19 protein-coding genes and 1 other RNA gene are annotated in these 20,815 nt (G+C 44.9%); 12 read left to right on the top strand and 8 right to left on the bottom strand.

Annotated elements, in window-relative coordinates; genetic code table 11:
• Window positions 1–203: 203 nt before the first annotated feature.
• A complete protein-coding gene (locus tag MKY41_RS04605; RefSeq protein WP_340743923.1) occupies window positions 204–401 on the bottom strand; it encodes a hypothetical protein in 198 nt (65 codons plus the stop codon).
• A gap of 475 nt (window positions 402–876) precedes the next feature.
• Between MKY41_RS04605 and MKY41_RS04600 the strand changes: the two genes are divergently transcribed.
• The 3 genes from MKY41_RS04600 (at window position 877) to MKY41_RS04590 (ending at window position 2,197) form a co-directional block, all read left to right on the top strand.
• Window positions 877–1,332: a DinB family protein gene (locus tag MKY41_RS04600; protein WP_340743922.1), complete on the top strand. Its 456-nt coding sequence runs from the start codon at window positions 877–879 to the stop codon at window positions 1,330–1,332.
• Window positions 1,333–1,649: 317 nt separating this feature from the next.
• Window positions 1,650–1,901, top strand: a complete 252-nt coding sequence (locus tag MKY41_RS04595; RefSeq protein WP_340743921.1) for a glucosaminidase domain-containing protein — start codon at window positions 1,650–1,652, stop codon at window positions 1,899–1,901.
• Between the two features lie 14 nt (window positions 1,902–1,915).
• The gene (locus MKY41_RS04590; RefSeq protein ID WP_340743920.1) at window positions 1,916–2,197 is read left to right on the top strand and encodes a hypothetical protein; all 282 of its coding nucleotides are present in this window, start codon (window positions 1,916–1,918) and stop codon (window positions 2,195–2,197) included.
• A gap of 347 nt (window positions 2,198–2,544) precedes the next feature.
• On the opposite strand, the gene MKY41_RS04585 is transcribed toward MKY41_RS04590, so the two are convergent.
• Window positions 2,545–2,805, bottom strand: coding sequence for a hypothetical protein (locus tag MKY41_RS04585; RefSeq protein ID WP_041074695.1), 261 nt, complete (start codon window positions 2,803–2,805; stop codon window positions 2,545–2,547).
• 500 nt (window positions 2,806–3,305) lie between these two features.
• Between MKY41_RS04585 and MKY41_RS04580 the strand changes: the two genes are divergently transcribed.
• Both MKY41_RS04580 and MKY41_RS04575 read left to right on the top strand, forming a co-directional pair.
• Window positions 3,306–3,863, top strand: a complete 558-nt coding sequence (locus MKY41_RS04580; RefSeq protein ID WP_340743919.1) for a DUF402 domain-containing protein — start codon at window positions 3,306–3,308, stop codon at window positions 3,861–3,863.
• A 156-nt stretch (window positions 3,864–4,019) separates the two neighbouring features.
• Window positions 4,020–4,262, top strand: a complete 243-nt coding sequence (locus tag MKY41_RS04575; RefSeq protein WP_340743918.1) for a hypothetical protein — start codon at window positions 4,020–4,022, stop codon at window positions 4,260–4,262.
• Between the two features lie 641 nt (window positions 4,263–4,903).
• Here MKY41_RS04575 and MKY41_RS04570 read toward each other — a convergent pair.
• The 5 genes from MKY41_RS04570 to MKY41_RS04550 all read right to left on the bottom strand — a co-directional run bounded on the left by MKY41_RS04570 (window position 4,904) and on the right by MKY41_RS04550 (window position 9,009).
• The gene (locus MKY41_RS04570) at window positions 4,904–5,407 is read right to left on the bottom strand and encodes a hypothetical protein (protein WP_340743917.1); all 504 of its coding nucleotides are present in this window, start codon (window positions 5,405–5,407) and stop codon (window positions 4,904–4,906) included.
• Window positions 5,385–6,011: a hypothetical protein gene (locus MKY41_RS04565; RefSeq protein ID WP_340743916.1), complete on the bottom strand. Its 627-nt coding sequence runs from the start codon at window positions 6,009–6,011 to the stop codon at window positions 5,385–5,387. Before MKY41_RS04565 ends, MKY41_RS04570 begins: the two co-directional genes overlap by 23 nt.
• Before the next feature lie 297 nt (window positions 6,012–6,308).
• Window positions 6,309–7,358 (bottom strand): thermonuclease family protein, encoded by a 1,050-nt coding sequence (locus MKY41_RS04560; RefSeq protein ID WP_340743915.1) that lies wholly within the window; start codon window positions 7,356–7,358, stop codon window positions 6,309–6,311.
• On the bottom strand, window positions 7,359–8,432 hold the full coding sequence (locus MKY41_RS04555) for a DUF4236 domain-containing protein (RefSeq protein ID WP_340743914.1): 1,074 nt from the start codon (window positions 8,430–8,432) through the stop codon (window positions 7,359–7,361).
• A gap of 250 nt (window positions 8,433–8,682) precedes the next feature.
• The gene (locus MKY41_RS04550) at window positions 8,683–9,009 is read right to left on the bottom strand and encodes a hypothetical protein (protein ID WP_340743913.1); all 327 of its coding nucleotides are present in this window, start codon (window positions 9,007–9,009) and stop codon (window positions 8,683–8,685) included.
• A gap of 299 nt (window positions 9,010–9,308) precedes the next feature.
• Between MKY41_RS04550 and MKY41_RS04545 the strand changes: the two genes are divergently transcribed.
• From MKY41_RS04545 to MKY41_RS04520, 6 genes are all read left to right on the top strand, one after another.
• Window positions 9,309–10,673 carry a ribonuclease H-like domain-containing protein gene (locus MKY41_RS04545; RefSeq protein WP_340743912.1) on the top strand — a complete coding sequence of 455 codons (1,365 nt, stop codon included), beginning with the start codon at window positions 9,309–9,311 and terminating at the stop codon, window positions 10,671–10,673.
• A 4-nt stretch (window positions 10,674–10,677) separates the two neighbouring features.
• The gene (gene gpsB / locus MKY41_RS04540; protein ID WP_340743911.1) at window positions 10,678–10,974 is read left to right on the top strand and encodes a cell division regulator GpsB; all 297 of its coding nucleotides are present in this window, start codon (window positions 10,678–10,680) and stop codon (window positions 10,972–10,974) included.
• Between the two features lie 74 nt (window positions 10,975–11,048).
• Window positions 11,049–11,430: RNase P RNA component class B (gene rnpB / locus MKY41_RS04535), an RNA gene on the top strand.
• A gap of 243 nt (window positions 11,431–11,673) precedes the next feature.
• A complete protein-coding gene (locus tag MKY41_RS04530) occupies window positions 11,674–13,419 on the top strand; it encodes a putative bifunctional diguanylate cyclase/phosphodiesterase (protein ID WP_340743910.1) in 1,746 nt (581 codons plus the stop codon).
• Window positions 13,412–14,542 carry a THUMP domain-containing class I SAM-dependent RNA methyltransferase gene (locus tag MKY41_RS04525; RefSeq protein WP_340743909.1) on the top strand — a complete coding sequence of 377 codons (1,131 nt, stop codon included), beginning with the start codon at window positions 13,412–13,414 and terminating at the stop codon, window positions 14,540–14,542. The genes MKY41_RS04530 and MKY41_RS04525 overlap by 8 nt, the downstream gene beginning before the upstream one ends.
• Window positions 14,543–14,600: 58 nt before the next feature.
• Complete coding sequence (locus MKY41_RS04520; RefSeq protein ID WP_340743908.1) at window positions 14,601–16,511, top strand: ATP-dependent DNA helicase; 1,911 nt, start codon at window positions 14,601–14,603, stop codon at window positions 16,509–16,511.
• Window positions 16,512–16,582: 71 nt separating this feature from the next.
• Here the strand turns inward: MKY41_RS04520 and MKY41_RS04515 are convergent, their stop codons facing one another.
• Window positions 16,583–17,041, bottom strand: coding sequence for a chemotaxis protein CheX (locus MKY41_RS04515; RefSeq protein WP_340743907.1), 459 nt, complete (start codon window positions 17,039–17,041; stop codon window positions 16,583–16,585).
• Between the two features lie 163 nt (window positions 17,042–17,204).
• On the opposite strand from MKY41_RS04515, the gene MKY41_RS04510 reads away from it, so the two are divergent.
• Window positions 17,205–20,810 carry a dynamin family protein gene (locus tag MKY41_RS04510; RefSeq protein WP_340743906.1) on the top strand — a complete coding sequence of 1,202 codons (3,606 nt, stop codon included), beginning with the start codon at window positions 17,205–17,207 and terminating at the stop codon, window positions 20,808–20,810.
• Window positions 20,811–20,815 lie beyond the last annotated feature (5 nt).

Genomic DNA, 20,815 nt, shown 5'->3' with positions numbered 1-20,815 from the left:
AAATCGTTTTTCGGTTAATGACAGTACGTTTCTCTAGCTGTCTCCCACTGAGGTGGGGATGCTTACGTAACTCTTCCTTCAATATTAGTATTCTTTGCTGTTTCAACTTAGGACATAGTTTATTTGGCGCCAAGTGTTCAAATGCGCCAAAACGATCTTGATTAGCCTTCAGAGTGGTTGGTTACGGGGTTTTTCAGCTTTCCTTAGACTTGCTTGCTAGTCCAACGTTTGTCCTCGGCTGTCTTGCTGATCTTGTTCCATTCTTTAGCAAATGCTGTAGCGCCTATCCCTTTTTCAATATATAAACCATCAATGAAGGGGATGAGCCAGGAACGTTCCTCATTCAAAGTGATTTCTTCGCTCTCTTTGTTGTAGTTATATTCCTCTGGTGCCAGTTGCATGTATCGATGCGCGGTGCAGATCAACAGACATTGGCAGGGATTTTACCAGGAATCTTTACTTAAAACGAAGATTAAAAAAAGTATGGATGAGGCATTATTTCTGAATCATAAAGTTTGCTCATAATTGAGTGGGCTTTTTACATTGTAAGCCCCCAATCAAACAACGCATATTTTTATAAAGCATCACCTAGTATGATCAAGGTATCAACTTGAAGGGGGGGCTTTAAATTTTGGACTGACGTTGAATAAGATGTTTAACGAAGATTTGATTGTTGTAAAAATTTGATTTACTGCTGTATTATCCGGAGCTTATAAGTATTAAGATGTTCCAAATTTATCTAATTTACGTAAGGTGATTGGGCAAAAATTGAGTGAAAATTGGATATAATACCCAAAATTTGTTTTGTCTTGATACGAATAAAGAGGCTTTAATCTCCATTTGTCGAATAGAGTAGGCAGGAGGGGGAAAAACGAAATGAAGACGATCAAGTGCATGATGAACCACCTGTACTGGGCGGACGGACGCATGTTGGACGCGCTCGAGGATAGTGGGACGAAGAACAAGGACCTTATGAAGCTGGTTCGGCATGTCGGGGTCGCAGAACGAGTCTGGCTGTCCCGATTGCAGGGGAAAGGCAGCGAGCAATATTCGTTGTGGGAGGAAGCGGAAGACCTAACGGTGATCCGGACGATTTTCGAAGAGAACGCCGAGCACTATCGCGTCTATATCGAAGGGCTCGAGGAATCCGGGTTGGACGAGATGGTTGACTATGCGAACCAGAGCGGGGTTCCGTTCCGAACGTCCGTCCGTGACATCCTGTTGCAGGTCCTCTTACATGGGCAATATCACCGGGGACAGATCAACCGGGCACTCCGGATCGAATCGGCAGAGCCAGTCCAAGTCGATTACATCACGTTCGCGAGGATTTAACGGGGTCAATAGCTCAAGCTTGAGTCAACATTTGATGTTGGCTTTTTCTGCCTCATTCGGACCAAAATGAGGAGGATGAAAAAATGAATAATAAATTTAAAAAATACATCGGACTGTTCGGCGGATTTCTGTCGGCGGTCCCTTTACTTTTGGAAACATTAAATGTGGTATTTGAATAGTTTAACATTAAATCAATCGGCGCACTTGAAGGCGTTCTTATTGCCGCTGTCCCATTCGTATTATTGATATACGGTGTCTATCAAAACAGCTATATCGTGACTGAAATAGGAAGAGGAATTGAAACGACGTGGCCTGAAATGACTGCGTTTATCGAACAGTTAGCTCTATATGCCATCAAACACGGGAGGGCTAATGGAGTTCTTCCTTCTTTGATTTTGTCGCAGGCTTGCCTGGGAAGTTCTTTTGGAACGTCTGAAGTGGCTGTCCATGCCAATAATTTAATTGGCATCAAAGCGGGTAGTGGATGGATCGGTCCCATCCACACGAAGCGGACAACGGAACATATGCCCAATGAAGAAATTAAATATAATTATGCCGACTTTAAGTAGCCGTAATACGAGGGTTGCGTCATCGACTTGGTCCACAAATACACGCATGGCACCGGCTGGCGGAAGAATTGCATACGAACGGGACTTGGCTCGCATTTGATGTGCCAGAAGGCTGGAAAGAAGCCGACCTGACAGATTCTATGACGTCCGCGGCATATGCCATCCAGTCACTGGTTCCACTGCTTATCAGATGTGATCGTAATAATTTCCATGTCGTACCGCAAGTAAGCGAAAAGATATTTGAACGCCGGCAGGAACTTCTCTTGATGACCGCTGATCACGTTGCGAACTTGTAGCTGCGAAGCTGGCTGTTCAATCTGCATTGGTGCACAGTAGACTAGGCAGAAAGAGAATAAAAGACGTGCAGAAGAGTTGTTGCGTGTATTGGGGGAATGAAAGAAGGGTTGAAGCTGTTTACATTACAGTTTCAACCCTTTTTTTATTAGTGTGTAAATCATTTAACGGTTAATGCCAATGCGATCATCAAATTTGTCCGCGCCTAATCATCGAATTTTTATACCATCACTTTTGGCAACCATACTTCGAAGAGGAAGGGCAGAAGAGATATTATTGGGAATGAAAATAAAAAAAAGCCCTTTTTTTATTCTGGAAATTATAAATTCATTAAAATAGCTTCCGATTATTAATTAATTTTTCCCATTCTTTTAATTTGATAATTTAGTTGATCAATTTGTTTTTGCATTTTGTCCAGTTCTTTTGTTAGTTGACCTTGAGAACCTTGCTGATTTGAACGTTCTAGTTCTTGTAGTGCAATACCTGCGGCAATTGTCGAAATTCCATCACCCAATGTAGAAAGTGCCGCCCCGAGCAAAGCAAGCTTGGCTGCGAATATTTCGGGAGAGTCAGAATTTGGTCCGACCTCTGGTTTATTTGCGTTGTACATTAACAAGCCTCCTTTTTAACACTAGCTATGATTTAAAAAGTATTAGAACCAAACAGCATGAATGCGCTCATCAGGCTCATTCATAAAGACCGATTTTACATCGCCCAAATAGTCTTTTGTAAAGTCTTCTGTGGTTTCGGGAGCTGGTTCCTTCCCAGTTAGTTGGAAATGGAGAGACTGAAATGTTTGGCAGTGCCTAATTTTTATTATTTTATCTTTATCACCTTGGGAAGGGGATTGATTAGCAAAAATTAAATGGCAAGACGTGGTAAAATGCTCTGCATCCCTATCATAACTGCATTCTAAATTATATTATGTTCTATTTTCTAATCAGTGAATAATAAAAGACCAACGAAATACTTTATCCGGTTTGATTGATGAGGAAGAAAACACAAATAGAAATAGCAAATAAAGACGCTCAGTCCCATGAGCACTTTTATTTGCTTAAATCTATGTTACGATTTGTTTGGAATGAACATGGGCATAGGAGGCAACCAAACATGGATTTAAGTACACTCCCTATTCAACGTGGGGATAACATAATAGAAAGAAAAATACGGTATGATTCAGTAGTGGTAGAACATAGGTGTAAGTTATTAAAAGCACAAAGTAATAGTGTAGTACTTTTCCATGCTATACAAAATTCCTTTACGATGAGAGCAAATAAAACAAAATTATCTATACCTAAAGGTAGTTATACAATCGGTTATTACTGGAAAGATCGTCCGTATAATTTATACGTTTGGAGAGATGAAAAAGGGAAGTATTTAGGTTCCTATTTTAATATTGTAAAAAATACATACATGACCGATCAGTTGGTATCCTTTGAGGATTTGATTATTGATATTATGGTTCTTCCGAATGGAGAATACTTTATTTTAGACGAGGATGAGTTACCAGAGACATTGTCTCGATTTGAAAATGGGACTGTCCTACAAGCCCTAAATTCATTAACGGATTCTATTGATATTTTTCTTCCTCAAATTATTTCAGAAACTAGAAAAAACTATAAACATGAAGAACTTCTTCCTTGGTTGAACAAAGGATTAACTTTTTGATACTAATGTTTCTAAAAAGCATACTTTTTACACCGATAGTACATATTTGAAAGAGGATTGGGGAGACGCTCTAGGATAGAGTATTCCGGCGAAGATATCAAATGAAGGTTTCCCCCTCTGGTTTATCGAATAGTGGTAGGTAAGGAGGGATGATCAATGACAAATGAAGAAGTCAACAAACTATCGGATATGCTGTTGCAAAGCCTTTATGATTATTATTTTGCTAATAACGGAGAAAGCTATACCTTACCTAAAGCCATGCTAAGCGCCGACGTCAACAGCAAACTGGCCATTGACTCTCTTATCGAAAATGAATATGCCGTGGATAGTGGGCAAGGGACAGATAACCTGGTTTTGGCAATAACGCCAAAAGGTATGGAGTATATTAAAAACAAATAAGCACATTAAGCGATTAATTGAGAGCGTCCAACCGGGCGTTTTTTTATTTTAAGGTTGCAGGGTATTGGACGCTGGGATTGAAAGTGTTAATGAAATCTGATCCTTGCAAACGGAGCGTGAGCGAAAGAATTTGGCTTTAATCAAGATGCAGGCATATTTGAATTCCTGGCAGGTCATATGGCAACACGGATGTCCACATCGGCAAGAAGGGACAAAAAACCAATCAATCGATGACGTTTTATTTTGATATCGAAAAGTGTAAAACGTGTCTATCAAGAGAAGGTTGTTACAAGGAAGGGGCTAAAATTCCATCACGATCAAGTCCACGGAACATGAAGCGCAGGCCGCATTTCAGGAAACCGAGGAAATTAAAGAGTTCGTCCGAAATCGTTGTAAAATCGAAGCGGAAAATAATGAGTATGAAAATCCATATGGGTACAATACAGCCCAACCGGCGGGTTTATTTGGAATGGAACTTCAGGCGGATACTACAATATTTGCCGACAATCTGAAACGGATACGAATACTTAAACTGGTGAACGAAAAAGGATGAAAATAGTGAATGAAAAGAGGTGTATTCTGTTCAATTAAGAACAGAATACACCTCTTTTTCAGTGGTTTTCACGGTAGGGCGGAATTTTCTAGAAAATAATAGGGACCAGAGTCGCCATCAATGTCGCGGCGGCTACTGCTATACCCACAACCATCCAGGTAAAGCTTTTGTTCTCTCGTTTTTGTTTATCTAACGTCTCCTGAAAGTCATCAATTTTCTTTTGAGTAATAATGTCAATATCTTTTTTTATCCCGTCTGAGAGGGAGTCAATTTTATTTACAATTAAGTTATGTTGGCCGTCAAATTTAGCACTCAAAGTATTTAGTTTTTCTGAAAATAAATTTTCTTGAGCTTGGAAGCGTTGACTAATATTCTTTTCTAAAGCATCGATTCGTACATCAATATACTCTTTCGATTGCATAATATTTTCGCCTCCTTTTTCTTCTTGTGGATCGTTTTCTTTAGTATACCCTATTTCGAACGAGTTTTGACTGATTATTTGAGAAATGTCTTGCGGAAGAGGAGGCTTGTCATATTCCATTTTTGCATAATCTTCAAAGGGAAAAATGTTACTTGTCGATTCCATGGCCACTATTATCACCATCCTTTGCGGTCTGGTCCCGGTCAAATGAGTGAGTAAGTAATGTGCCCGCAGCTCTAAGTTGTAAAGCTTGATCGAATAGTTCTTTATCTCTGTTAGAGATTCTGTTTTTTTCTATATTTTCTCTAAAGACATTAATGACTTGCAATGCGAAAGAAACCATGCCATTGAAATTCATTTCGAAATAAAAAGACTCTCCATCAATTCTTTTAAAATTAACACCGATTTTATCATCGTAATTGGAGAGAGAACTTTTAGTTACAAGTAATTTGTCCTTTGATAAGGTGAAGCGGCGTATCTCACCTATCATTTCTCCGTATGTCAAAGCAACGAGTCTTAAAAGACTATGTAATTCTTTGCCGACCTCCGACCAGGCGTTCTCTAAATTATCTTTTCGACTGATATCAAATAGAAGAAACTGCGCATCCTCACTTGGGATATAAAACATGTTTGCTGTCTTCTCAACTAAAGCCAGATAATCTTTTTTATTGATACATAGTTTAATTAAGTCAATGAATAAAACCTTGATTATTTCATTGTTCGTAATTTGTTCATTCACTTTTTTGAGAGAGTCTAAATACGTAATACTTCTCAATGAAAATACCTCCCGTCAAATTAAATTAGTAGTTTCTTAATTACTTTGCTTCACCTTCCACACTCTTTGGGTATTGAAAAAGCTTACAGGTTATGTCTCGTATTTCAATCAACGAATCCATCCAAACAATGGGAGTCCGGCAGCATTATTCGGATACCGTATCTCCAACGAATGTTGAATATGTCAATTTTAACCGGGGAAGTGTAATGAAAATGGGAGAGGACCTGTTCGGCCCATTCCTCCCAGTAGTATGTGCGTTAACTTAATTGCCTCACTTCACAACCTAATTGCTTTTTGTTACTCACATGCCCAGCCATCTTTATCACGATCCATTTTGCGCTGATAAGCCGGATGGCTCTCGGACACGCCACTTGGATACTTACTTCTTAACTCCGTGCAATTTTGAAACCATTCTGTTTCCCGTGGAGGAGGGGTGACTGCTGGCGGTGTTTCAACTGGTTTCGTTATTGTGGCAGGTGGCGTATTAGTATTGGTAGAATCGTTTTCAGTCTTTGGAACATCTTGTTTCTCTTCCGCCACTTCTTTAACGTCAAACCCTGTATCTGTTACATAGTTTTCCACGGACCAAATTCCAAGTTTTTCTTTCTTTGCCTGCGCCTGAGATTTTTCATACGGATCTAAATGTCGTATGTTCGGTGGATGAATATTAGCAACTCGGGCCATACCCTCACTCAGTAACATTTTTTGAACACTCTTGCCGTCTACATAAATATAAGCAAGTAGGTGATCATCTTTATCAACTTGTTCGCTGACATCAAACTCGATCTCCAATTTACCGCTTTCCACCAACTCTTGGTTGCGTTCTTTTGCTTCTTTTCCAAAAGGCTGCCCCCCAAGTTGGGGATGATTTGTTGCAGGTGTGTCAATTAGCAGATAACGGACATTCTGTTCTTGGCCATCGTATAAGATTCTAATTGTATTGCCGTCGATTACTTCCACAAGTTCAACCGGTATTTTCTTATTGGCCTCGGAAGTATCTGATGTGTTAACTGGAACAGTTGTTTCTTTAACATCAGAAGGCTTGCTTTCTTTATCGTCCAATTTTGAGGGCTCTTCTTCTAGTTTTACATCCTGTTTATCTTGCACGACCTCATCATCAGGAGCAGAAGAGAAACCCGAAAAAGCAATCAACAAGCCAAAAGCCAAGATAATAGCTGGCACTTTTGATTTAGCCCCTAGTTTTCGATTTTGATACCATTGATAGCCCGCCCACGCTGCGATAGCAAGACCAAAAATTCCTATGATATTACTGAACAGCCACTGTACAATGGCTATGATTATCGCAATGACTATAATCAAACCAAGACATCCTAGTAAATATTGCATTCAATCACCTTCTAGCTTAGTTACCGGTTGAAAACCTTTTGTTTTTAGAAATCTCATCTCGTGTTTAAAAAGTTTTAAAGTTTCCCCTGGATCTATTTTTTCATAAACAATTGTTTCAACTTGTTCTCTATCGAAAAGAGCGGATAAATATACATTCTCTTCTTCTCTACCTGTAGATGGATTAATGAGTGTATCTACACAATGTACGTATATCTCGTTTACAGGGAGCACAGCAAAGCATTCCTTTGCAATCGTGATCGCTCCTCCTGTTACGAAGGAGTACAGCAGTTCATTGTGCCGATTAACACCCATTTTTCGTACAGACACATTTCCAGCTGTTGTCAACGTTTTCGTTTCGGTTGGAATCACAGTTTCTGAATTTGTGTTGAATTCGATGTTAATAATATCGCTATCTGTAATATAGGCCGTTATGAGACCGCCTAATCGCAGGATACTTTGAAAAGGAGCCACTTCTTTCAACGCATCAATTAGTGCTTGACCTTCATGAGCTAGCACACGATTCGCAAGTTGAGTTTTTCTTTCCCTATCACTGGTAAGTTCTCGATCCGCTATTTTGGCGTTTAGAATCTCTTCTTGTAAAATTGCCCTTCGTGCCTCAGTTCTTGAAAAAAGTTTATCAAGAAAGGACGGCTTGAAATTATTTAATTTGGCTATTGCCTGCTGTTCATTTGGTCCAGCAGCATTTTTGGAGAAAGGAGCCCTTTCTGTTGATAATTTGACCCAATTCACCGATTTAACTGGTTCTGTATGAACAGTTGATATTGCATGAAGCAGAAATTCATATTCTTGGACTTCATTTGCACCAGTAAAGGATGTCTGCGGATTTACTTCTTTCAGAAATTGTGCAGAAGAATGCTTCTTTTTTGTTCCGGAACCTAGGCGCTTTTCATAATAAAGACCGGTTCCCGGTAAGGTGGCTCGTATTCTCGAACCAGAAGGGCCGGTTCCTACACGAAAACCTTTCACTCCTGCACTTACACCTATACCGCGTTTACTGACGTTTAATCGCACACCTTTTCCGAGCCGTATACTCTTTCTATAACCCCATCCCACTGAAATCACCTCTTTTTAAATATATGTTTACCGTAGCTATATGAAATGACGGTCTTTTAATATTTTCTGATGTATTTGACTCACTCTTTAAATTAGTGAAATATTACTATGCCGACGATGAAAAATAACACAGTAATTAAACCGTGAAAAATAATTCCTAATTCAAGCTTTTAGCTCCACAAAATTGCCACCATACTACTCTTTATCTTCTGCTGGAATAAAACTTACAACTTCTCAAATTCATCCCCTTTTAGCTGAACTCACGTCTCAGTTTAAACAATTCCATTTCATTTTTTACTGTTTTTTGAAAGGTGAATTCCAATTCGCTTCGAATTTCAGATATCTGTTTTTTGATGACGATTACCTCTTCCTGCATTTTATGAACATCCATTGCAAGGCTTTCCAGTCGGGCGTCCATATCCTCTTGGCGGTCATCTAAAGAGAGAGGGATTTCCTTCAATTCGTTCAATGTTGCAAGCATTCTCGTGTTTACATCCACATTCGACTTGACTTGAATCAACTCGAATTTGACGTCTTTTATTTCTACCAAGATTTGTTTCAATAGCTCTTCACTCATTCCAGTCACCCTTTCGTCTGATCCCCCATCGGTCTCTTCGCGTTTGAAGCGACTTTCTACCGTCTTTCCTTCTATTATATGTCAGTTAATCATTTGCAGCAATACTCTGCCAACTTTGGTAAGCACAACGGAAATTCGGCATTCAACCCCATCTTCATTTCCCAAGAAATACAGCTCCTATGGCGAAAGACTGATTTCCTTATAGATAGGTTGGAAGTATAGTATAATTTACTACCAGTAGCATGAATTACAAACAAGAAGTCGCCCGGTGGCTCCGGGCCTTGCGGAGTGTGCGAGCAATGTCGTATGAACAAAAACTGATGCAAATGAAGAAGCTGTTGAAGAAGGCAGATCCTAAACCAGAAACGCAGCGAAGTAAGCCCCCGGAAAAGAAACTCCCTCCACCGCCCGTTTATGAACAAAATTGGTTGGCGGCCGGCCTGACGAAAGAACCGAATCCTTTTGGCATCGTCTATAAGAAGACGGTCGAATATGGCAGCGACTACCGACATGGCGAAATCGCTTTATCGGGATTGAAGAGCACGATTGACAATTGGGCTGGGTCGGGGGAGATTCATCCGCTTTCCCCGGATTTGTCCAAACCGCTTCTGTTTTTTGATACCGAAACGACCGGGTTAAAAGGGGCAGGGACGCTCATTTTTCTTTTGGGATTCATTGAACAGACCGCGGATTCTTTCCGCCTGACGCAGTATGTCCTGCCAGGACCGGACCATGAAGCGGCATTCCTCTATGCGTCACGGCTTTGGGAAACGGACTCGACGCTCGTGACGTATAATGGAAAGAGTTTCGATATTCCGCAAATGGAGACGCGTTGGACGATGAACCGCCACGTCTTGCCGCCGTTGCTCCAGCACGATCAGATTGACTTGCTGCACGGCTCGCGGCGCATTTGGAAAGAGGAGATGGGGACGTTCCGGCTTCCGGCGATCGAGGAGGAGCAGCTCGGTTTCCGTCGCGACGGGGATATACCTGGCCATATGGCGCCGATTATCTATCAGGATGCTGTCAAACACGGCCGCGCCGACTTATTGATGAAAGTGCTCTTGCATAATGAGTGGGATATCCTATCGCTCGTCGCTTTATACATCCGCTCGACCGACCTGCTATTGAAGGCGGATGTGACCGAATCGGCCGTCACCCATACGAATATCGGGAAATGGTTCGCCGATTTGAAATCTTATGAGCGTAGTGGCCGGCTTTTCGAACAGGTTATCGAAGAGCATGGGGCTGATCATCCAATGACTCACTATCATCTGGGGTTTCATTTGAAACGAAAAGGCGATTTCATGGCTGCGATCGAATCATTTTCCATCGCATCGAGCCGATTGACGGGCCGGCATCGGATTTTGGCTTTGGAGGAATTAGCGAAGCTGCAGGAGCATAAAGTGAAAGAGCTAGAATTGGCGATGGGAAATACGAAATTGGCGTTGCAGTACGTCCAAGAAGACCGTGAACTGTCCAGAAAATTCCGCGAACGTGCGGGAAATGAGTTGCGGAAACGGGAAATACGGCTTGCCAGAAACTATTTCCCGGGGAAGCGCAGGAACCGACAAAATAAGGCTTTGATTCCCGTTCAAATTAAGACAGGGATGGACAAAATATGTTATAATGAGAGCTATGTAACGACAGACGGAAGGGCGTAGTCTTATGGAAATTAAATTGGACTCAAAAACAATTCTTGAAAAAGACTTCAAGACCGGCCTACGCGGCTACAATCAGGAAGAGGTTGATCTTTTCCTCGACGATGTCATTCAAGATTACGAGACATACAAGAAAATGGTCGCGGAATTACGGCTTGAAAATGAGCGGTTGAAAGAGGAATTGGCGACAAACCAGAAGAGAACTGCTGCCGGAACGGGCGGCACAACGAATTTCGACTTGCTGAAACGGATTTCCAATCTAGAGAAGCATGTATTCGGCAGCCGGCTTTCCGAGGATGGGTAATATTGCAAGCAACAAGGTTCGACATATCCATTGAATGTGAATAGAAAGTACTGTATACTGGACAATACCATAGCGAATTTAGGTAATCGCTGCAACGTAAAGTTGTAGAGGAAAGTCCATGCTCACACGGTTCTGAGATGTCCGTAGTGTTCGTGCTCGGCGAAAAAATAAGCCGGGGCACCGCATTGCGCGGTGACGGCGGGGATAAATCCTACGTCCTTCGGGATATGGATGAGGTTTCCTGAAAAGTGCCACAGTGACGTAGCCGGTCCGGAAACGGTCCGGGTGGAACGCGGTAAACCCCACGAGTGAGAAACCCAAATTATGGTAGGGGCACTCTTCGGAAGGAAATGAACGGAAGAAGGGACAGACAGCAGTCTGTAGATAGATGATTACCACCCTAAGTACGAGGCGGAAGCCGTTTGAGTACACGGGAACAAAACATGGCTTATCAAATTTACTATGGTTCTAACATTCAGTTGAACGCTCTCCTATTTTCTTGGGGAGCTTTTCTTATGTAGATGGAATATAATTTGATATAATAATAATCTTGCAGAGCTGATGGGCATCTGCATGGTATACGGGCAAGCGCTCGAACCCGGGCCTTCCAATCTCCCACCGGAACACGCAAGACGGCAACCAGATACACCGGTACCAATACATCTTCTGAATTAGGTTATAGGGAATGGGTGAGTTTCGATGAACTCTAGTAAACAATCCTTTGCTTCCTCTGAAGTCCTGTCTGAATATCCGAAAGAACTTTCGGAAAAAGTTTTCATGACCGTGGATGAAGGGATTATGATCACAGATAAAAATAGACGCATTGTCCACGTCAACCCCGCATTTGAACAAGTGACCGGGTATCGGAGAGACGAAGTGGTCGGTCAGACTCCGCGCATTCTCCAATCGGGTGTACATACTGCCCATTTTTATCAGAATATGATGAATGTCCTAGATAAGGAAGGGCGATGGAACGGGGAAATCTGGAACCGGCGGAAAAACGGTGAGATTTATCCCGAGTGGCTCAGGATCATGGAAGTCCGGGATGACAGTGGGACGGTCACGCATTATTGTGGCATTTTTGTCGATCTTTCCGACCATGAAGTCGCCCTGAAGAATTTAAAAGACGCTTCCATGACGGATACGTTGACGAAGGTGGGCAATCGGCAATCCTTCTATCACCGGATGGAAGTGCTGTTCAATTCGGGTGAAGAACATGACAAGATGTTCGCCATATTGTTCCTCGATTTGGATCGCTTTAAACAGATTAATGATACGCTCGGCCATGCAATCGGCGATGAACTGTTGAAGGAATTCGCCCGAAGGCTCCGGAAATTATTGAAAAACAAGGATATTATCGCTCGGATTGGCGGCGACGAGTTTGTCATCGCGTTGACCGGGCTAAAGCATTCCGGGGAGGCCGCCATTTTCGCGGAACGGATTCTCGAGAAACTGGAAAGGCCGCATCATATCGGTTCCTATGAGCTATTCATTTCCTCTAGTATCGGCATCAGCCTCTATCCGCAGGACGGGAAATCGCTCGATGACCTGTTGAAAAAAGCGGATTTGGCGATGTATGAATCAAAAAGAAGCGGCCGCAACAATTACACTTTTTTCTATGAAGATCTAGTAACCGATGTGACGCGGATGATTGAACTGGAAACACTTCTCGTGGCGGCGATCGAGGAAAGGAAATTCGGTTTGACGTATCAGCCGAAAATCGATATGAAAACGGGCCGCATTGCCGGGATCGAGTCGTTTGTCCATTGTCTCGTCTGCCAGGACGGTCCGGAAGCCATCGATGACTTCACTCCCTTCGCTGAGGAGCTTGGGCTGATGGTGCCGATTACCGATATCGCGCTTGAAAAAGTATGCGAGGATCTTGTGATGATGCAAGTGAAAGGGATTGATCCGGGGCGGGTGGCCCTCAATATTTCCGCTATTTACTTCATGCAGCCGAATTTAATCGAATCATTGACGGGGACAATCCGGCGTTTCGGGCTATCGCCACGTCAATTTGAGTTGGAAATCGCCGAAAGTGTCGTCATGGCGAACGGCGAGCGTTCGATTCAGAAACTGAGTGCTTTGAAAGCGGCCGGGTTTTCTGTGGCCATTGATCATTTCGGGAACGGTTTTTCTTCCTTAAGTCTGTTATCCAGAATATCGGTCGATACTATTAAGATTGATCGGATCTTCATCCAAAACATCTTCGAAGCGGATGAAAACCGGATCATTGTCGATATGATCATTCAAATGGCAAATCGTCTCGGCATTGCAGTGGTGGCGGACGGTGTGGAACATGTCCGGCAGATGAAGCTTCTGCGGTCGATGGGCTGTGCATCAGCCCAAGGCGGCTATGTGAGCGATGCAATTTGCGAATCGGAACTCGGTGAAATCATTGCAATGTTTGACGAAATGGGAACGGAGTGGGAAGTGCGTGAGTGAATATAAATTAGTGGCAACGTCCGCGATGGGGCTGGAATCCATCGTGGCGGATGAAGTGAAGGCGCTCGGATTCGAAACGAGCACCGAAAATGGCAAGATTTATTTCCAAGGAGACGAAACGGCCATCGCGAAGACCAATATGTGGCTTCGGGTGGCAGACCGCGTGCGGATTGTCGTCGGCGAATTCAAAGCGACGACGTTTGATGAACTGTTTGAGCGGACGAAGGCGATTGCCTGGGAACAGTATTTGCCTGTCGATGCAGCTTTTCCGGTTGCCGGGAAATCGGTGAAATCGACGTTATATAGTGTGCCGGATTGCCAAGCAATCGTGAAAAAAGCGATTGTGGAGCGATTGAAATCGGCTTATAAACGGATCGGGTTTTTAGATGAATCCGGCCCTTTATTCAAACTGGAAGTATCCATTTTGAAAGATAAAGTGACGCTTACGATCGACTCGAGCGGGGCGGGACTCCATAAGCGGGGCTATCGGGTTGGCCAAGGGGATGCGCCTTTGAAAGAGACTTTAGCTGCGGCGCTTGTCAAATTGACACGCTGGAATCCCGACCGTCCGTTTGTCGACCCATTTTGCGGGTCGGGCACGATTCCAATCGAGGCGGCGATGATCGGCCAAAATATCGCACCGGGTTATAATCGGGAGTTTTTGAGCGAACAATGGCCGTGGATTCGGAAAAAGACGTGGGATGACGTACGGATGGAAGCGGAGGATTTGGCAAACTATGACCAGCCGTTGTCCATATCTGGATTCGACCACGATCCGCGGATGATCAAAGTCGCTCGTACGAATGCCATTGAAGCGGGATTCCTCGATATCATTCATTTTGAGCAACGCGATGTCCGGGAATTGGCTGTAGAAGGTTTGAACGGCGTCCTTGTGGGCAATCCTCCTTATGGTGAGCGCCTTGGTGAAATCGAGGAGGCGGAAGAAATGGCGCAAGTGCTGGGCGATGTGATGAAAGATTATCCGTCCTGGTCCGTCTATATGCTCTCTTCTTTGGAAAACTTTGAAACGATGTACGGGAAAAAAGCGACGAAAAAGAGAAAATTATTCAATGGCTTCATTCGAACTGATTTGTACCAGTTCTGGGGCCAACGTCAGTCATAAAAGTGTTGGAAGAGGATTGTGCCTCTTCCTTTTGCATGTAATCAGGAAGGAGTTCCCTATGAAAAGAAAACTGCCATTCCCTTTATCGAAAGAAAAGTCATTCTATGATTCATTAAGTGATTGGATCGGTGATACGCTGTATGACGATTTGACCGAAAAAGGGTTTGAATGCCGCGATGAACAGATTTTTATGGCCTTTCAAATCGAGCAGGCCTTGAAAGAAAAGAAAGTGCTCTTCGCGGAAGCGGGGGTCGGGACGGGAAAAACGATCGCTTATCTGTTGCCGGCCATCGTGTATGCCCGGTATACCGGGAAACCGGCGCTCATTTCCTGTGCAGATGAAACGCTGATCGACCAGCTCGTGAAAGAAGACGGCGATATCCGGAAAATCAGTGACGCCTTGGAATTAGATATCGATGTCCGGCTCGCCAAGGCACGGGATCAATACCTATGTCTGAAACGGTTAGAAGAGACGGGGGATACGACCAATGAAGAGTTCATCGAACAGGTTGAGGACTCTTTACCGGATTTCGTCCATGGCAATGTTTCCCTCCAATCGACAGCTGCGTACGGGGAACGTTCTGATTATCCAGAATTGAGCGACGCGCAATGGAAAATGGTGAACTATCATCCGATCCAGCAATGCGAAGCTTGCGATCTGCGCAATAAATGCGGACAGACGCTCCATCGCAATCATTACCGGGAAGCGGTGGAAATCATCATCTGTTCTCATGATTTTTACATGGAACATATTTGGACGAAGGACTCACGCAAACGACAAGGACAATTGCCTTTATTGCCCGAGGTTTCGATGGTTGTTTTTGACGAAGGACATCTCCTCGAATATTCGGCGCAACGTGCATTGACTTATGAAGTGCAAAACAGCACGCTGCTGCATCTGCTAGAGCGCATCATGGTCGACGGTGTCCGGGAAAAGACGCTCGGCCTGATGGAAAATCTCATTGATATCCATGAGCGATTCTTTGAAAAATTGGATGATTCCGTGGAACTCACCGACAATGAGCGGAAAGCGATCGGTAGGTCGGATGAGCTGCTTGCACTCGGCAAAGAGGCGGTCCGGCTCTCCCATGCCATTTTAGAAGAGTTCGTATTTGAGGGTGAGTTATTCATTATCCCGGAATATGATTTGAAGATGGTCGAGGAATATCTCGATCAGTACATCTATTCCATGGATCTGTTCACTTCACAGAACGATGCGGTCGATTGGCTGGAAGACCGGGAAGGGGAGTTGACCCTCATCGTTATGCCAAGGCTGGTAACCGATATTTTGCGAGAAAAACTGTTTTCTTCGAAACTCCCAATCGTGTTCTCTTCGGCGACACTCTCGGTAGGAAAAGACTTTTCGTATTTGGCGGATGGGTTGGGCATTGAGGACTATCTGTCGTTTTCCGTTCAGTCCCCATTCGATTACGATGAAGTGATGAAAGTCGTCTCAACGGATGTGGAGGACCGCGAGAAAGCGGAGAAAGTGTTGGAGTTGTTGGAAGACGGGGAACAGACCTTGATCCTGTTCAAATCCGAACAATCGATGAACCGGTTCCAGGCACAACTTCCGGCTAAATGGGAAGAGCGGGTCGCCTTCGAAGGGGAGCGCGAATTGTCTTCCATGATACGGGATTTCCAGCAGAAACAAGTGTCGTTCCTTTGTTCCTATCATTTATGGGAAGGCTTGGACATCCCGCAAGATGCGCTGACGCGCGTCATTATCCACGACTTGCCGTTTCCGCCATCCGACCCATTATTCGAAGCGCGGCGTAAACACGCAGACGACCCATTCCGGCAAGTTGATTTGCCGTTCATGTTGCTGCGACTGCGACAAGGCGCGGGCCGCTTGATCCGGACTTCGGAGGATTATGGCACCGTCCATTTGTTATTGAATCCGTTGGAACAACAATTGAAACCGGAAATCGAATCAATCTTCCCTGTCCCGATGGTGGCGCAAGCTTGATTCTATCTTTCAAAAAAAGAGACAAAGGAAAGTAAGATTTCCTTTGTCTCTTTTTATTGGTCCCTATGTACTCACTCTTCATCAATCGTCAGCAAAATGGTCAGCATCGTGCCGCCTTCGAGTTGAATCGGTAGATTGAAAGCTTGTTTGAAGCCGTACATCTTCGTTTGCCCCGTCATTACGGTTGGCGGGGAGATGTCGAGTTGCACTCCCTCGTTTTCGAGCGCAGTACATAAGTTACCGGCGACCATATTTCCCAGTTCCCCAGTGAACGACTCCACCATTTCCCCTTCGATTTTCATGCCGAACATCGCCTGGCCGATCAAATCGATCGCTTTTTCAGAAGCATCGATCAAAAGCCTGCCCTTGATGTCGCCGACCAAGCCAATCAAAACGCTCAATTCTTTTTGTACATATGGCTGGACAGTCATGGATGGAGGAAGGACATCCAGTTTGACCGGGATGACGGTCGATAAGGATGAAATCGTCCCATTTAAGATCATCTGTACGTTTTTGGATGTCGTACTCATTTCGGTTCCACCTCTCTGAATAGATTCGCTAGTCCGATTATACCATGAATAAAGAACGAAGTACAAAATGCCGGTAAATATAAGTTTTGAATAATTTGCCCGGCTTTGGGAGGCCAAAAATGGTATGATATGAGAAGCAATTGATGAAGGGATCGAACAGGATATGTCAGAGATAGAAAAATTGATACAGCAAACGGTTTTACTTGGACAATTATTCAAAGAGAACGACGATGAAGAGCGGTTCAACAAGACCGCGCTGTTTGCGGAGAAGTTGCTCCGCCAGGAATATACCATCGGCTTCGCCGGCCATTTTTCTGCCGGGAAGTCGTCGATGATCAATGCGCTCACTGGAGGGGATCTTTTACCATCGAGCCCGATTCCGACTAGCGCCAATATCGTTAAAGTGACGAAGACGGACACTGATTATGCCATTATTCACTACACGGACGGCAAAGCGGTGAAGTATAACGGACACGGATTCCCGAATGCGTTGAAGAAGTTCAGTAAGGATGGAGCCGCGGTGGCGCTCATTGAAATCGGTCATACGGAATCGAATTTGCCGGAGGGCATCACGGTGATGGATACGCCGGGCGTCGACTCGACGGATGATGCCCACCGCCTGTCGACCGAATCGGCCCTTCATTTAGCGGATATCGTCTTTTATACGATGGATTACAACCATGTCCAGTCGGAGTTGAATTTCCGTTTCACAAAGGAACTGATGCGCTATAACGAAAATGTCTATTTGATCATCAATCAGATCGACAAGCATCGGGAGAGCGAATTATCGTTCGAGGCATTCCAGCAGTCCGTTGAGGATTCATTCAAAATGTGGGGAGTTATTCCGAAAGGGATATTCTTTACGTCACTGAAGCGGACAGATTTGCCGGAGAATGACTTTGAACAAGTGAAAGCGATTGTCGAAGGCTCCATGGAGAACTGGAAGGAGCAACTTGCGGCGAATGCGGAACAGACGCTGTTGAAATTAAAAGATGAACATATCCAGTTTTTGAAGGACGAAATGGAAGAACGGAAGAACAACTTCTCGGAAATCGTGTCGGAGGAGGAGTGGTCGCAGCGGGAGGAATTGGCGGAAGAGGCAGCGGACGCCAAGAACATGCTCGGGCGCCTATCGGGTGACGGGTTTGCGATTGCATTCGAGAAAGAACGCGATAGCCTGCTGCAAAGTTCCGCCATCACTCCCTATGAGACGCGCGAATTGTTGAAGGATTATTTGGAGTCGCTATCCCCCCGGTTTAAAGTGGGATTCCTTTTCGGCGCAAAGAAAACGGCCGAGGAGCGGGAACACCGGCAGCAAGCGTTGGCGGATAATATGGCGAAGCTCGTTCATACACAAATCGAAGTCCATCTGAAAACATTGATGAAGAAATCATTGAAGGAAGCGGGAATCTTGACGGACGACCGCTCCCTTGCCATCGATAATCTGGATTTGTCCGTTCCATTCAGCGATATCGAGAAAGAGTTCCAAGTATCGGAGACGATCACGGGTGACGCGATATTGAATTATTCGGATCGCATGAGATCCGCCATCCATCTCGCTTTCCGCCGGATGGTCGAACCGTGGAAAAACGAAATGGCCGCTATCGCTTCCGAAGCGGGAAATGAAAAGACAGGAATGCTGGAACAGAAATCACGCCGGCTCGAAGAGAAATTGTTCGCCATCGACCAAGTGGAAGAGGTCGGGAAACGTCTCGCAACATTGGAGACGAACCTGACAACTCCATCCAAACAAGCCATTGAGCAGAGCGATTCGCTGCTCCGTCAATGGCAAGACAAAGAAGTCATCGAAATGGCCGAATATGAAGAACTTGACGACACGGAACAAGTTGTACCTGATCAGGAAAGTCGTCAGGATGATCGGAAAGCCATCGTGTTGACAGGGGAGGCTTCCGATTCAGGATCGGTGATCGATCATGCGATACATGTTGCCCAGTCGGTCGAACGGATTCCAGGATTCCAAGAGATGTCCCAGTATTTGAAACGAAAAGCGGATCGTTTGGAAGGGCAGGAATTCACCGTTGCCTTGTTCGGTGCCTTCAGTGCCGGAAAATCCTCTTTTTCCAACGCATTGATTGGAGAAAAAGTGCTGCCGGTTTCCCCGAACCCGACAACGGCTGCCATCAACCGCATCAAGCCGGTCGAACCGGGCAAAGCGGACGACACCGCAGATGTTTTATTGAAAACGGAAGAGCGGATGACGGAGGATGTCTGCCGGTCATTCGAAGAAGTGGGAATCCGAGTTGCTACATTGGATGAGGCTTTCTTGAAAGCGGAGGAGGCGCTGACGATCGAGTTGGCGGATGAAAATCTCCACATCCATAAAGCGTTCATCGCGGCGTTTCAGAAGGGCTATCCGGTGTATCGCGATACACTGGGTTCGACGCTCAATGTGGAACGGGAAGAGTTCGTCCGCTTCGTCGCCGAAGAAGACCGCAGCTGCTTTGTCGAGTCGATCGATTTCTATTTCGATTGTGAACTGACACGCAAAGGGATCACGCTTGTCGATACGCCGGGAGCTGATTCGATCAATGCCCGTCATACCGATGTCGCATTCGATTATATCCGCAATGCGGACGCCATTTTGTTCGTTACGTATTACAATCATGCGTTTGCACGGGCAGACCGGGAATTCCTTGTCCAATTGGGCCGGGTGAAAGATGCATTTGAGTTAGATAAGATGTTCTTCATCGTCAATGCAATTGATCTTGCTAGCGATGAGGAAGAAGCGGAAGCTGTCAAGACGTTCGTCGCCGAGGAATTGCATAAGTTCGGCATCCGCAAGCCCCGTGTGCATGGCATTTCGAGCTTGCGTGCACTCGAAGCGAAATTGGATGGGCAAAGCGACCCGCTCATGGGCGCATTCGAGGAGAAATTCCATCATTTCTTAGAGCATGACTTGAAAGGCTTGGCCGTTCAGGCATTGGAAGAAGAGACTGTGAAGACGATCGAGCGTCTTGCCTCCCTCATCACGCGGACCGAGACGAATATGAAACGGAAAGCGGAGCGTCTGACAGAATTGGATCGTCTGGAAGGGGAAATCCGACAGCACTTCTCCTATAATTTTGCGGAAGTGTGGACGAAAGCAGCCCATAATGAGTTGGGCGAATTGATCTACTATATTTTGCAGCGGGTGTTTCTCCGATTCTTCGATTTCTTCAAGGAATCGTACAATCCATCCGTATTTGCAAATTACTCAACGGATCGGGCGTTGAAGCATGCTCTTGCGGAAACGGTGCAGATGGTCGGGTTTGATTTGACCCAGGAGCTGAAAGTGACGAATCTCCGGATGCTGAATTTCATGGTGAAGCAATTGAAAGACAGGCAGCGCCAGGAAAATGCGGTGTTGCTGGAGAAGGACGGATCATTCGCACCGGCGCCATATGAGCCGCAGGATGCCGAGATGCTGTCATTCGACATGCCGTATCCGGATCCGGATGTCTACAACAGTGTCAATAAGCTGTTCAAAAATCCAAAATCGTTCTTCGAAAGAGGCGATCGGGATGTGCTGAAGGAAAAGCTAGAGGAACTGATGAAGCAGGATGCCGCCATCTATCTCGGGAAAGAGAAGGAGAAATTGGAGAAATGGGCGGATGCGTGGATTGACAGTGAGGCGGAAGGACTTCGTCAACATTTATTGAAACAAAGCTTGGATCAGATCGCTTCCGAGCGTACGTTGCTGTCAGCGACGGAAGCGCTCGGCGAATGGCGTGCCATTTACGAAAAACTGCGGTTGGAGGAGTTGGTTTGATTGGC

Source organism: Sporosarcina sp. FSL W7-1349, from assembly GCF_038003045.1.
Taxonomy (GTDB): domain Bacteria; phylum Bacillota; class Bacilli; order Bacillales_A; family Planococcaceae; genus Sporosarcina.
Note: the sequence above shows the minus strand (reverse complement) of the source record. Positions and strands in the feature narration are given on the sequence as shown.

Excerpts from the sequence above, each read along its gene's own strand:
- MKY41_RS04605 (WP_340743923.1), bottom strand. The coding sequence starts at position 401 with ATGCAACTGGCACCAGAGGAATATAACTACAACAAAGAGAGCGAAGAA.
- MKY41_RS04600 (WP_340743922.1), top strand. The coding sequence starts at position 877 with ATGAAGACGATCAAGTGCATGATGAACCACCTGTACTGGGCGGACGGA.
- MKY41_RS04595 (WP_340743921.1), top strand. The coding sequence starts at position 1,650 with ATGACTGCGTTTATCGAACAGTTAGCTCTATATGCCATCAAACACGGG.
- MKY41_RS04585 (WP_041074695.1), bottom strand. The coding sequence starts at position 2,805 with ATGTACAACGCAAATAAACCAGAGGTCGGACCAAATTCTGACTCTCCC.
- MKY41_RS04580 (WP_340743919.1), top strand. The coding sequence starts at position 3,306 with ATGGATTTAAGTACACTCCCTATTCAACGTGGGGATAACATAATAGAA.
- MKY41_RS04575 (WP_340743918.1), top strand. The coding sequence starts at position 4,020 with ATGACAAATGAAGAAGTCAACAAACTATCGGATATGCTGTTGCAAAGC.
- MKY41_RS04560 (WP_340743915.1), bottom strand. The coding sequence starts at position 7,358 with ATGCAATATTTACTAGGATGTCTTGGTTTGATTATAGTCATTGCGATA.
- MKY41_RS04550 (WP_340743913.1), bottom strand. The coding sequence starts at position 9,009 with ATGAGTGAAGAGCTATTGAAACAAATCTTGGTAGAAATAAAAGACGTC.
- MKY41_RS04545 (WP_340743912.1), top strand. The coding sequence starts at position 9,309 with ATGTCGTATGAACAAAAACTGATGCAAATGAAGAAGCTGTTGAAGAAG.
- gpsB (WP_340743911.1), top strand. The coding sequence starts at position 10,678 with ATGGAAATTAAATTGGACTCAAAAACAATTCTTGAAAAAGACTTCAAG.
- MKY41_RS04530 (WP_340743910.1), top strand. The coding sequence starts at position 11,674 with ATGAACTCTAGTAAACAATCCTTTGCTTCCTCTGAAGTCCTGTCTGAA.
- MKY41_RS04520 (WP_340743908.1), top strand. The coding sequence starts at position 14,601 with ATGAAAAGAAAACTGCCATTCCCTTTATCGAAAGAAAAGTCATTCTAT.
- MKY41_RS04515 (WP_340743907.1), bottom strand. The coding sequence starts at position 17,041 with ATGAGTACGACATCCAAAAACGTACAGATGATCTTAAATGGGACGATT.
- MKY41_RS04510 (WP_340743906.1), top strand. The coding sequence starts at position 17,205 with ATGTCAGAGATAGAAAAATTGATACAGCAAACGGTTTTACTTGGACAA.